At 73.9% G+C, this 11957-nt stretch carries 11 protein-coding genes and 1 pseudogene; 10 read left to right on the top strand and 2 right to left on the bottom strand.

Going from position 1 to position 11957, the window contains the following annotated elements:
* The first annotated feature begins 2 nt into the window (after nucleotides 1-2).
* The 9 genes from IF83_RS0117405 to IF83_RS0117365 all read left to right on the top strand — a co-directional run bounded on the left by IF83_RS0117405 (nucleotide 3) and on the right by IF83_RS0117365 (nucleotide 9645).
* Nucleotides 3-953, top strand: a complete 951-nt coding sequence (locus IF83_RS0117405; RefSeq protein ID WP_078843601.1) for a sugar ABC transporter permease — start codon at nucleotides 3-5, stop codon at nucleotides 951-953.
* A 98-nt stretch (nucleotides 954-1051) separates the two neighbouring features.
* A complete protein-coding gene (locus IF83_RS0117400) occupies nucleotides 1052-2767 on the top strand; it encodes a glycoside hydrolase family 13 protein (protein ID WP_030545120.1) in 1716 nt (571 codons plus the stop codon).
* Between the two features lie 2 nt (nucleotides 2768-2769).
* Nucleotides 2770-3828: a LacI family DNA-binding transcriptional regulator gene (locus IF83_RS0117395; protein ID WP_051722869.1), complete on the top strand. Its 1059-nt coding sequence runs from the start codon at nucleotides 2770-2772 to the stop codon at nucleotides 3826-3828.
* A gap of 1417 nt (nucleotides 3829-5245) precedes the next feature.
* Complete coding sequence (locus IF83_RS33760; protein ID WP_158711057.1) at nucleotides 5246-6025, top strand: AbfB domain-containing protein; 780 nt, start codon at nucleotides 5246-5248, stop codon at nucleotides 6023-6025.
* Nucleotides 6026-6239: 214 nt separating this feature from the next.
* Nucleotides 6240-7301 carry an AbfB domain-containing protein gene (locus tag IF83_RS33190; RefSeq protein WP_051722867.1) on the top strand — a complete coding sequence of 354 codons (1062 nt, stop codon included), beginning with the start codon at nucleotides 6240-6242 and terminating at the stop codon, nucleotides 7299-7301.
* Between the two features lie 190 nt (nucleotides 7302-7491).
* Nucleotides 7492-8040: an RNA polymerase sigma factor gene (locus IF83_RS0117380; protein ID WP_030545116.1), complete on the top strand. Its 549-nt coding sequence runs from the start codon at nucleotides 7492-7494 to the stop codon at nucleotides 8038-8040.
* Entirely contained in the window at nucleotides 8037-8534 is a 498-nt protein-coding gene (locus tag IF83_RS0117375; RefSeq protein ID WP_030545115.1) for a hypothetical protein, read from the top strand. Before IF83_RS0117380 ends, IF83_RS0117375 begins: the two co-directional genes overlap by 4 nt.
* Before the next feature lie 58 nt (nucleotides 8535-8592).
* On the top strand, nucleotides 8593-8733 hold the full coding sequence (locus tag IF83_RS33755; protein WP_158711056.1) for a hypothetical protein: 141 nt from the start codon (nucleotides 8593-8595) through the stop codon (nucleotides 8731-8733).
* A gap of 171 nt (nucleotides 8734-8904) precedes the next feature.
* Entirely contained in the window at nucleotides 8905-9645 is a 741-nt protein-coding gene (locus IF83_RS0117365) for a hypothetical protein (protein WP_030545114.1), read from the top strand.
* Nucleotides 9646-9676: 31 nt separating this feature from the next.
* Here IF83_RS0117365 and IF83_RS0117360 read toward each other — a convergent pair whose 3' ends face one another.
* Entirely contained in the window at nucleotides 9677-10180 is a 504-nt protein-coding gene (locus IF83_RS0117360) for a DinB family protein (RefSeq protein WP_030545113.1), read from the bottom strand.
* 265 nt (nucleotides 10181-10445) lie between these two features.
* A pseudogene (gene tnpA / locus IF83_RS32190) lies at nucleotides 10446-10902 on the bottom strand (IS200/IS605 family transposase).
* A 50-nt stretch (nucleotides 10903-10952) separates the two neighbouring features.
* Between tnpA and IF83_RS0117355 the strand changes: the two are divergent.
* Nucleotides 10953-11957, top strand: a 1005-nt coding sequence (locus tag IF83_RS0117355; protein WP_051722911.1) for an RNA-guided endonuclease InsQ/TnpB family protein, incomplete at its 3' end; no start/stop codon positions are given.

Here is an 11957-nt window from a genome sequence, read left to right as displayed (position 1 = left end):
TCATGAAGAGCACCGGAACCACCACGGGCACCACGACGCCCGACCCCGTCACCACCGGCCCCGTGCCGGCCGCCGTCCGCAAGGGCGGCGGGGGCACCGGCCCGGGCGGCGCCCGCCGCGTCCGCGGGCGCGGCGAGCGCGGACCGCTGGCCTCCCTCGGGCTGCACGCCGGCCTGCTGCTGGCCGCCGTCGTCGCCGTCTTCCCGCCGCTGTGGCTGCTGGTGACGTCCTTCAAGCCCAAGAGCGACGCCTTCACCACCTCGCTGGTGGAGAACTTCACCTTCGCCAACTACGACCACGTCCTGAACGACACGGAGTTCCTGACCTGGTTCGGGAACTCGGTGCTGGTCGTCCTGGTGACCACCGTCCTGGGCGTGTTCATCTCGGCCACCACCGGTTACGCCGTCAGCCGCTTCCGCTTCCCGGGTATGCGCCCGCTGATGTGGACCCTGCTGATCACGCAGATGTTCCCGATGGCGATCCTGATCGTGCCGCTCTACAACCTCATGGCACAGCTCGGGCTGCTCAACCAGCCCATCGGCCTGATCATCACCTATCTGACGATCGCCGTGCCGTTCTGCGCCTGGATGATGAAGGGCTTCTTCGACACCATCCCCGTCGCCATCGACGAGTCGGGACGCGTCGACGGACTCAACCCCTTCGGCACCTTCTGGCGGCTGATCCTGCCGCTGGCCAAGCCCGGCATCGCCGTCACCGGCTTCTACAGCTTCGTGACCGCCTGGGCCGAGGTCGCCTACGCGTCGGCCTTCATGACCGGCGAGGAGAACCTCACCCTGGCCGGCGGCCTGCAGACCTTCGTCAACCAGTACACGAACGACTGGGGATCGATGACGGCCGCCGCCGTGATCATCGCCGTACCCGCCATGATCGTCTTCGGTTTCGCCCAGCGCCACCTCGTCGCCGGGCTGACCGCGGGCGCCACCAAGTCGTGACCGGGACCGGCCGCTTACCCACCCCCACCTGCCACCCGGCGGCCGCCGCGGCCACACCCCCGCCGCGGCCGCCGCGCTCCCCGAGATTCAGGGATGACATGACCCACGACCTCACCGGCACGTCCCCGTCCGGCTCCGCCGCCCCCACCGCGGAACAGCGCACCGGCTGGTGGCGTGACGCGGTGATCTACCAGGTGTACCCGCGCAGCTTCGCCGACGGCAACGGCGACGGCATGGGCGATCTGGAAGGGGTGCGCACCCGTCTGCCGTACCTCGCCGGGCTGGGCGTGGACGCGGTCTGGCTCAGCCCCTTCTACGCCTCCCCGCAGGCCGACGCCGGCTACGACGTGGCCGACTACCGCGCCATCGACCCGATGTTCGGCACCCTCGACGACGCCGCCGCGGTCATCCGCGAGGCCCACGCCCTGGGCCTGCGGATCATCGTGGACCTCGTCCCCAACCACTGCTCGGACCAGCACGTCTGGTTCCGGCAGGCGCTGCGCGAGGGCCCCGGCTCACCGCTGCGCGAGCGGTTCCACTTCCGTCCCGGCAAGGGCGCGGACGGCGAACTCCCGCCCAACGACTGGGAGTCCATCTTCGGTGGCCCCGCCTGGACCCGCACCGCCAACCCGGACGGCACCCCGGGCGAGTGGTACCTGCACCTCTTCGCCCCGGAGCAGCCCGACTTCAACTGGGAGCACCCGGCCGTCCACGACGAGTTCCGCTCCATCCTCCGCTTCTGGCTCGACCTCGGCACCGACGGCTTCCGCATCGACGTGGCCCACGGCCTCGTCAAGGCCGACGGGCTTCCCGACATGGGCCACGGCGAGCAGCTGAAGCTCCTCGGCAGCCAGAAGCTGCCGTTCTTCGACCAGGACGGCGTCCACGAGATCTACCGCTCCTGGCGCAAGGTCCTCGACGAGTACGCGGGCGAGCGGATCGGCGTCGCCGAGGCCTGGACCCCCAGCGCCGACCGCACCGCCCTCTACCTGCGCCCCGACGAGCTCCACCAGGCGTTCAACTTCCACTACCTGGGCGCCGGATGGGACGCCGCCGAACTGCGCGAGGCCGTCGACGACTCGCTCGACGCCATGCGTCCCGTGGGCGCGCCCACCACCTGGGTGCTCTCCAACCACGACGTCGTGCGGCACACCACCCGCTACGCGGACGGGGACCCGGAGCGCGGTCTGCGCCGGGCCCGGGCCGCCGCCCTGCTGATGCTGGCGCTGCCCGGCTCCGCGTACGTCTACCAGGGGGAGGAACTGGGGCTGCCGGAGGTCACCGACCTGCCCGACGAGGTCCGCCAGGACCCCTCCTTCTTCAAGGAGAACGGCCAGGACGGCCTGCGCGACGGCTGCCGGGTGCCGATCCCGTGGTCCGGCACCGAGGCCCCGTACGGCTTCGGGCCCGAGCCCGGCGGCCCGAGCTGGCTGCCGCAGCCCGACGTCTGGGCCAAGTACAGCGTCGAGGCGCAGGCCGGCGACCCGACCTCCACGCTGGAGCTGTACCGCGGCGCGATAGCCCTGCGCCGTGAGCACCCGGCGCTCGGCGCGGGGGAGGCCGTGGAGTGGCTGGACGCGCCCGAGGGCGTCCTCGCCTTCCGCCGCATCCCGGTGGACACGGCCGGTGCGCCGGGGTCTGCCGGTGCGGCCGGCAGTGCTCCGGAGGGCGCCTTCGTCTGCACCGTCAACACCACCGGCGAGCCCGTCCGCCTCCCCGCGCCCGGCCGGGTGCTGCTGGCCAGTGACGGCGCGGTCACCGAGAACGGCGAGGCCGTCCTGCCCGCCGACTCCGCCGTCTGGTGGACGACGTGACCATGGCCATGCCGCGGGGCGGCGGCGAACCCGCCGCCCCGCGGCTCGCGGACATCGCCGCCCAGGCGGCCGTCAGCGAGGCGACCGTCAGCCGGGTGCTCAACGGCAAGGCGGGCGTGGCCGGTGCCACCCGGCAGCGGGTGCTCGCCGCGCTCGACGTCCTCGGCTACGAACGCCCGGTGCGGCTGCGGCAGCGCAGCGCCGGGCTCGTCGGACTCGTGATCCCCGAGCTGACCAACCCGATCTTCCCGGCCTTCGCCCAGGTCATCGAGCAGTCCCTGGCCGGGTACGGCTACACGCCCGTGCTCTGCACCCAGATGCCCGGCGGCGCCACCGAGGACGAACTGGTGGAGCAACTGGAGGAGCGCGGCGTCACCGGCATCATCTTCATGTCCGGGCTGCACGCCGACACCACCACCGACCCCGCCCGCTACACCCGGCTGACGGCGCGCGGCGTGCCGTTCGTCCTCATCAACGGCTACAACGAGCACATCGCCGCGCCCTTCGTCTCGCCCGACGACCGCTCGGCGGCCCGCATGGCCGTACGGCACCTGGTGGAGCTGGGCCACGAACGGATCGGTCTGGCCGTCGGCCCGCAGCGCTTCGTCCCCTCCCGGCGCAAGGCCGAGGGATTTGTCGCGGAGCTGCGCGAAGCGCTGGGGCAGTCCCGCGAGGAGGCCGAACGGCGCGTCCAGCACACGCTGTTCGGCCTGGAGGGCGGCCAGGCCGCGGCGGGCGCGCTGATCGACGAGGGCTGCACGGGCGTGGTGTGCGGCAGCGACCTGATGGCGCTCGGCGTGATCCGGGCCGCCTGGCAGCGCGGGCTGGACGTGCCCGGCGACATCTCCGTGGTCGGCTTCGACGACACCCCGCTGATCGCCTTCACCGACCCGCCGCTGACCACGGTGCGGCAGCCGGTGCAGTCGATGGCGACGGCGGCGGTCGGTGCCCTGCTGGAGGAGATCGAGGGCAACCCGGTGCAGCGCACGGAGTTCGTCTTCCAGCCGGACCTGGTCGTCCGCGGCTCGACGGGCCCGGCGCGGAGGGCGGCGGGCGGCTGAGCAGTTGGGGCGCGGGGCGGTGGTTGCGGCGCGCTGTGGCGTCCCGTTGGGCTCCGGCCGTCGCGCACCGCCGTGGGCGCGCCTCCCGCCGCGCCGGTCCGCGTCCCGCCCGGGCCGTGGGTGCCACGCCCACGCGCAGACCAGGGCGCCCCGTGCCCCGTTGGCGTTCCCTGTGAGTGTTTCCCTGCCCATGCCCCGCCTCCGTTGCTCCTGCTGGGCCTGCCGCCGGGCCGGGCGGCTCCGTGTCGTCCGCGGCCACCCCTTCCGTAACACTCCGCGCCCGAGCCGGGCCCGTCCGGGACCGGAACCCGCGCCCTGATCCCGCCGCGGCGCCCGCCGGTGCCATCGGGCAAAGCGATGGCGGATCTTCCTCTCCGCGAACTGTGTTGCTCCCGGGGCCCTTTCGGCTACTGTGGCGCGCGCTCCCACAGGCGCCCCCCACCAGCCCGTATCCGGGCTGCCTCGCGCTGTGCGCTCGCCGGAAGGTTCGAGAGAGGAACCACCGTTGGCAGACGGCCGCCAAGCACGCCATGACGGCACGGAGCCGGAGCGGGACGCACCCGAACCGGGCACTCCGGGACCGGACCAGGACGTACGGATACCGCCGTACCTCGAAGAGGACGAGGGGAACGCGGAGCAGCCGGCGGGCCCGGGTGCCGACCCGGGTTCCGATGCGGGGGCCGACGCGAGTTCCGGCACCGGCGATGGCCGGGGCGACGGCCCCGGTGACGGCGCCTCGTCGGGTAACGGTGCCTCGCCGAGTGACGGCGCCCCGTCCGGCAGCGGGAGCGCGCCGGCGACGGGACGGCAGTCCGGAGAACCGGCAGACCCGGGCCCCGGCCCGGCTGCGCCGCAGGCCGGCCCCGCCGCGGGCGCCGACGGGCAGGGCGGCCCGGCCGCGACTGCCGACGGGCACGCAGACCCCGCCGCGCCGGCCGAACCAAGCCCCGGGGCCGCCCTGTTGACGCCGCGCGCCGGTTCGCCCGCGCCGCACACCGGCCCGGCCGCACCGGCCGACCGGCACGCCGGCTCCGCCGCGCCGGCAAACCCGAGCCCGGTCCCGGCCGCGCCGGCGGACCCAGCCCCCAGCCCGGCCGTGCCGCGCACCGGCCCCGCCACGACGGCTGACCGGCAGGCGGGTTCCGCGACGCCGGCCGACCGGCAGGCGGACCCCGGCGCGTCGGCCGGCCTGCGCCTCGGTCCGGCCGCACCGGTCGGCCCGGTCCCGGTCCCGGCCGCGCCGTCGGCACCGCGCGCCGGCTCGGCCTCGGCCGCCGACCGGCCGCTGGTCGCGCCCCCGCCGTGGCGGCGGGACCGGCCCTCCGGGCCGCCGCCCGCCGCGGAGGACCCGGTGTTCCGCTCGGCGTTCGTCCCTCCGGACGACCCGCGGCCGCGGTCCCGGCCGATGGTCCCGGTGGTGGCCGTCTCCGGCCTCGTCATCGGCTCGGTGCTGGCCCTGGCGCTGTGGTTCGGCGGCGGCGACGGCCCCGAGGACGCGGAGGCGGGCTCCGGAGTCACCCCGTCCTGGCACGCCGGCCCCCGGCCCACCCCGTCCCTGCCGGGCGGCTCCCTGGAGGAACCCTCGAACTCCCCGTCCGGGACGGAGAAGACCGCCTCCCCCTCGCCCAGCGCGTCGCGCACCTCCGCGTCGCGCCCGGAGGCCTCCGCGTCCCGTACCGCCGCCCCGTCCTCCGGCTCCCGCGCCGGTGCGGACGGCGGGGGCGGTGCGAAGGAGGAGCGCGGCAGCATCAGCGGCGGCGGCACCTCCCGGACCGGATCGGAACGGTCGCTGCGCGCGGTCAACTACCCGGACCGGTACCTGCGTCACCGCGACGGCCGGGTCTTCCTCGACCCCGTCGGTTCCTCCGGCGCCGCCCGGGACGCCACCTTCTCCCTCGTCCCCGGCCTCGCCGACGGCCGCTGCCACTCCTTCCGGACACTCGACGGCCGCTACCTGCGGCACCGCGACTTCCGGGCGGTGGTGGCGGGAAACGACGGCTCCCGGCTGTTCCGCGAGGACGCGACCTTCTGCATGCGCCAGGGGGCCGCCGGGCAGGGATCGGTCTCCTTCGAGGCGGTCAACCACCCCGGCCACTTCCTGCGCCACCGCAACTTCGAGCTCCGGCTCGAGCGGTGGGAGAACTCGGGGCTCTACCGGGCCGACATCTCCTTCCAGCTCACCGCGCCCCTCGGCTGAGCGGCACCCTTTCTCGGCTGAGCGCCGCCAGGCTGCCGCTCCGCGCCATCAGCGCTGCTTACTGCAGTTATAGGAGGCGAAACGTGTTGCGGCGAAGGTCATTTGGGCTACTGTGACGCGCGTTCGCCCGCGCCTCCCGGGGTACCGCCACCGGTCGGAGGCTGCCGCCCCAAGGGCTGTGCGCTGGTCAGAGAAAGTCTTGGGAGGACCCGGGATGACAGCCGACACGCCGCGTGACGACGGCCCGGCGCAGGACCCGACCGTATGGACCCCTCCCTACTGGGAGGACGGAGCTGAGCTGCCCTCCGGTGGCTACACCGGCGCGTTCCCGGCAGCGGCCGGAGGGCCGGGCGCCGCGCCGGGCGCCGACGACCTGGTGGGAGCCGCCTCCGGGTCCTTCTACGGTTCCGGACCCCTGATGCCCCCGCCGCCCCCGCCTCCCGCGACCCGCGGCCGGCGCCGCAGGAAGGACACCGGCAGGGCGGGCGGTCCGCCGCCGAACCTCTCGGAGTACGGCCTCCCGCTGCCGGACGACGGCGGCGGCACCGGCACCGGCGCCCGGCCCCCTCGCCGGGCCCGCCGCATCGGATGGCGTCTCCGCGACTGGCCGCTGAACCCGATCCTCCTGCTGGCCGGCCTGCTGGCCGCCTCGCTGGCGGGCACGGTGTGGTTCTTCGGGATGGACATGATGGGCGCGGACGGCGACGACGGCCCGGCGGGCGGCGGAGGCGCGGCGCCCGGCACCTCGGCACCGCCCGGAGCCCCCCCGCGGCCCACCCCGTCCCTGCCCAACGCGCCGGGCCCGGGCCCGTCCGGGAAGGGCGGGTTGCCCGCGGAGGGGGCGACGGCGAACCGCTCGCTCCAGTCGGTCAACTACCCCAGCCGCTACCTCCGCCAGCGCAACGGCGCCGTCTTCCTCGACCCGGTCAGCTCCGGCCCGGCCGCCGAGGCCGACGCCAAGGACGCCACCTTCACCGTGACGCCGGGCCTCGCCGACGACAAGTGCTACTCGTTCAAGACCGCGAACGGGCGGTATCTGCGCCAGCAGGATTTCCGCATCCGAGTCTCCGCCATGCAGGAGACGGGCCTCTTCCGCCAGGACGCCACCTTCTGCGCCACCGAGGGCATGGTCGCCGGCGCCACCAGCTTCGAGTCGTACAACTTCCCCGGCCGCTTCCTGCGCCACCACGACTTCAAGCTGCGGCTCGACCGCCCCGACGGCTCGGACCTCTTCAAACAGGACTCCTCGTTCCGGGTCATCGCCGCCCTGAGCTGAGCCGGCGGGGCCGCGGTGGGCGCCGTCCCCGGCCGGCCCGGATCCCGTTCCTTCCGCGCGTTCATCACGAGGGCACGCGGGGAGAGACACCGGGGCGCGGGACCCCGGCCCCTCGCCCGGGATCCCGTGAACCTTTCCGCCCCGCGTACCGACTGTTGCGGTGAGACGCGGAACCGGAAGGGGAGGTGCGGTGAGCGGCGACGAGCGGCGTGACGGGCTGCTGGTGGTGCGCTGCCAGCTCGGGGAGCGGGAGGCGTTTCCCGAACTGGTGCGTGCCTGGCACGCCCCGTTGTGGCGCTACGTGCGGGGCATGACCGGCGATCCGCACCTCGCGGACGATCTCGCCCAGGAGGTCTGGGTCGCCGTGGTGCGCGGACTGCCGCGGCTGCGGCAGCCGGAGCGGTTCGCCCCGTGGCTGTTCACCATCGCGCGGCGCGCGGTGACCGACCATCTGCGGCAGGCGTACCGGGCGCCGGAGACCTTCACGGAGGAAGCGGACGCCGGAGCCGCCGCCGACGACTTTCCCGGCGGCCTGCTCACGACGATGCAGGTGGAGGCGGGCCTGGGCGGGCTGCCGCCCCTGGAGCGTGAAGTGCTGGTCCTGTTCCACCTGCAGGACCTGCCGCTGGCCGCCTGCGCGGAGGTCCTCGGCGTACCGGCCGGCACGGTCAAGAGCAGGCTGCACCGCGCGCGCCGCATGTTGCGGGCCGGCCTCGCCGAAAGGGGACACGAGACATGAGGGAACCGAACCCCGCGGCCCGGCGGGGGGTGCCCGGGGAACTGCGGCGCGCGCTCGCCGCGGAGGTATCGCTGGGTTCCCGGATCCGCCACGTGGCCGTGGGACTGGCCGGAGGGTGCGGCGCCGCACTGATCGCGGTGCTGTGGGCCACCGAGCCGCATCCGCTTCCCGTGCGCACCCGGGCCGCCTTCGCCGGGCTGATCGCCATCGGGCTGGCCTGGGCGGTCTTCGCCGGCTGGGTGCTGAGCAGACGGCGGCCTCTCTATGCCCGGGACCGGGTGCTGGCGGCCCGGCTCGCGCTCGTGGCCGCCGCCGCGACCGGCGCGGCGGGGACGGCGCTGGCCGCGGTGCGCGCCGGCACGGCCGGAGCACTGGTCACCGCCCTGGCCGGCGTCCTCCTCGTCACCGCCGCGGGGCTCGCCCTGGCCCGGGCCCGATCGCGCCGCCGCGCCCTGCTCGGACTGCGGGCAGCTCTGCGGCGGGACACGTCCTGAGCCCCGGCCCACCCCGCCTTCCCTCCCTTCACCGAGATCACCGATCAAGGAGACAGCCGTGAACGACAAGACCACCCCGGTGGGCCCGCCGGCCTTCGCTCTGCGCCTTCGCGGGGCCGGCCGGCGCACCGTCCTCCTCCTCGCCGCGGCGGCGTTCGCGGCGCTGCTGCTCGGGGCCGGCCTCCTGCTGCTGACCTGAGTCCCCCGGGCCGGAGCGCGGCAGCGGCCGGCCCGCCCCGGGCGGACCGGTCACCGGCTTCCGCGCCGACGGGCTTGCGCGCCGGACGCCGCCCGGGCCCGCCGCGGATTATCGTGAGCGCCGACCGGATCGAACCGCCGGAAAAGCGGCACAGCGGAACAGGGCGGCCCCATGGGGGACTGGTGGTATCGCAACATCGTGGAACCGGGCAAGCTGCCCCTGCTGCTCAGCCTGGCCGGGTTCGTGACCGTCTTCCTCATCACCCGCGGGATCACCCGGAGTATCCGGGCCGGCCGCGGCCCGTTCCGGAACGTCAGCACCGGCCGGGTGCACATCCACCACATGGTGCCCGGGATCGTGCTGGCCGCCATCGGGGGCTTCGGGATGGCGGCCATGGCGGACGAGAGCGGTGGCGCGGCGGCGATGGCCCTGGTCTTCGGTGCCGGAATGGGCCTCGTCATGGACGAGTTCGCGCTGATGCTCTACCTCAGCGACGTCTACTGGTCCCAGCAGGGCCGCGCCTCCGTCGAGGCGGTCACCCTCACCGCGGCCGCCGTCGGCATGGTGCTGCTCGGCGCGCTGCCGGTGGGCGTGGACGACGTCAGCGAGTCGGAGCAGGACAACCGGGCGGGGCTTGCCCTGACCGTGACCCTGCACTTTCTGATCGTCGTGACGGCCTTCGCCAAGGGGAAGCTGCGGCTCGGGGTGATCGGGGTCTTCCTGCCGCCGGTGGCCTGGGCCGCCGCCGTACGCCTCGCCCGCCCCGGCTCCCCCTGGGCCCGCCGCTTCTACGCCGAGGGCTCACGCCGCCGGCGCCGGGCCACCGAGCGGGCGCGGAAGCACGACGCGCGCTGGGGCCGCGCCGGCGCGAAGGCGGGGAACCTCCTGGGGGGCCGGCCGGACCGGCACTGAGCACCGGGCCGGCAGGGCCCCGGCCCCGGTGCTACTCGCCGACCGCTCCGTCGATCCGCTCGCGCAGGAAATCGGCGTGGCCGTTGTGGCGGGCGTACTCCTCGATCATGTGGGCGAGGATGTAGCGGAGCGAGACGACCTCGCCGTGGTGGCGGCCCGTGACGTCGAGGGACTCGGCGGCCTCCACGATGGCGCGGGACCGCGCGCACGCCTCCCGCCAGACGCGGAACGCCTCCTCCGGGTCGGCGGCGTCGACGTCGAAGGCGCCGTCCGTACCGTCCTCGCGCGGCCAGTAGCGGGAGACGCTCTCGCCGTTCACCACGTTGCGGAACCAGCCGCGTTCGACATCGGCCATGTGCCGCACCAGCCCGAGCAGGGAGATCGGCGACGGCGGCACGGCCCGCTCCCTCAACTGCTCGGCGGAGAGCCCGGCGCACTTCATGGCGAGCGTGTCCCGCTGGTACTGCACATATCCGCTGAGCGTGGCCCGCTCGCCGTCGACCGGCGGCGGGCCGGTCCTCTGATGATCGGTCATCGGGACATCATGCCGTCCGGGACACCGGGCCGCCATGCCGGACTACCGCCCGGCGCGGTCCCGTTGACCGCGGCCCGCACGCGGCGGGCACGCCATGGGCAGCGTCCGGGCCATGGGCCGGCGGGTCGAGTGGTTCAAGTGCCCAGGCAGAGCGCGCCCGTTCATGCTGCTGGGCCGGCTCCAGCAGTACAGCCCGAGCCCGTGAAAGACCTGCTGGGCGCGGGCGCTCTGACCTGTGCGGGTGCACGGGTCTGTGCTGTTGACCTCAGCCTGGACGTTTCTGGTTCTCGATGTATTCCTTGATGACGGCGAGCGGGGCGCCGCCGCACGGGGCGGCGAAGTAGGACGGCGACCAGAAGTGCTCACCCCACAGGTACTCGCGGATGTGGCCGGGGACCTCTCCCCCCGCCTTCGGCCGGGAGGTGCCCCCAGCCGCAGGCGCCGGGCGGAGACGCCTTTGAGGGAGCCGACGAGTCGGGAGATGGCGGCCTCGGGCGGGTAGTGCACGAGCAGGTGGACGTGATCGCGTTCGCCGTTGAACTCCCGCAGCTCCGCGCCGAAGTCGGTGCACACGTCGCGCATGACCTCTTCGCAGCGCCGAAGGATCTCGTCGGTGAACGGTCCGCGCCGGTACTGGGGATGAAGACCAAGTGCGCGTGCAGGGTGTGGACAACGCTACGCCCCCTGCGGATAGCGGAGTTTGATTCCCAGCGTGGTGACATAGATCAATGCTACGATCACGCCCGTGAAGATCGTGACACAGGTCAAACTCATGCCGGACGCCGCGCAGGCATCCGCGCTTGAGCGCACCCTGCGCACGGTCAATGACGCCGCGAACTGGGTGTCGGCGGTGGCGTTCGAGCACGGCGTGCCGCGTGAGTACGAACTGCGCAAGCACACCTACACCGAACTCAAAACCCGTGGGCTGGGAGCGCAGGCCGCGCAGCACGTCATCAAGAAGGTGCGCGACTCCTGCACCACGCTCCAGGCCAACATCCGGGCCGGCAACCTCGGCAGCCAAGGCTCCAGGCGTCGCCGCAAGGCCGAGTCCAAGCCCATCACCTTTCGCCCCGAGGCCGCCCAGCCGTATGACGACCGGTGCCTGAGCTGGCAGTACGACCAGCGGACCGTGTCCATCTGGACCGTGGACGGCCGGGTCAAGAACATCCGCTTCGCCTGTTCCGCCGACGCGCTCAAGATGCTCCAGACGCACCGGCAGGGCGAATCCGGCCTGATCGAGCGCGACGGCGTGTTCTACCTCGTCGCCACCTGCGACGTGCCCGAGGCCGAGAGGTACGAGCCGGACGGCTTCATCGGCGTGGACCTCGGCATCGAGAACATCGCCACCGCCTCCACCGGCTACCTCGCCGCCGGGCGGGGGCTCAACCGGTACCGCGAGCGACAGCTTGCCCTGCGGGCCAAGCTCCAGAAGAAGCGCACCAAGAGCGCCATACGCCGGCTCAAGGCCCGTGCCCGCAAGGAAGCGCGGCACGCCGCGAACACCAACCACATCATCTCCAAGACGATCGTGACCGAGGCTGAACGCACCGGGCGCGGCCTGTCCCTGGAAGAACTCAAGGGCATCCGGCAGAGGGTACGGCTCCGCAAGCCCCAACGGGTCGCACTCCACTCCTGGGCCTTCGCCCAGCTCGGAGCCTTCATCGTCTACAAGGCCAGGCGGGCCGGTGTGCCTCTGGTCTTCGTTGATCCCGCGTACACGTCGCAGACGTGCGCCGAGTGCGGCCACGTCGACAAGCGCAACCGTGTCGACCAGGGG

The organism is Streptomyces albus subsp. albus (assembly GCF_000719865.1).
Lineage (GTDB): Bacteria > Actinomycetota > Actinomycetes > Streptomycetales > Streptomycetaceae > Streptomyces > Streptomyces albus_E.
Note: the sequence above shows the minus strand (reverse complement) of the source record. Positions and strands in the feature narration are given on the sequence as shown.

Excerpts from the sequence above, each read along its gene's own strand:
- IF83_RS0117405 (WP_078843601.1), top strand. The coding sequence starts at position 3 with ATGAAGAGCACCGGAACCACCACGGGCACCACGACGCCCGACCCCGTC.
- IF83_RS0117400 (WP_030545120.1), top strand. The coding sequence starts at position 1,052 with ATGACCCACGACCTCACCGGCACGTCCCCGTCCGGCTCCGCCGCCCCC.
- IF83_RS0117395 (WP_051722869.1), top strand. The coding sequence starts at position 2,770 with ATGGCCATGCCGCGGGGCGGCGGCGAACCCGCCGCCCCGCGGCTCGCG.
- IF83_RS33190 (WP_051722867.1), top strand. The coding sequence starts at position 6,240 with ATGACAGCCGACACGCCGCGTGACGACGGCCCGGCGCAGGACCCGACC.
- IF83_RS0117375 (WP_030545115.1), top strand. The coding sequence starts at position 8,037 with ATGAGGGAACCGAACCCCGCGGCCCGGCGGGGGGTGCCCGGGGAACTG.
- IF83_RS0117365 (WP_030545114.1), top strand. The coding sequence starts at position 8,905 with ATGGGGGACTGGTGGTATCGCAACATCGTGGAACCGGGCAAGCTGCCC.
- IF83_RS0117360 (WP_030545113.1), bottom strand. The coding sequence starts at position 10,180 with ATGACCGATCATCAGAGGACCGGCCCGCCGCCGGTCGACGGCGAGCGG.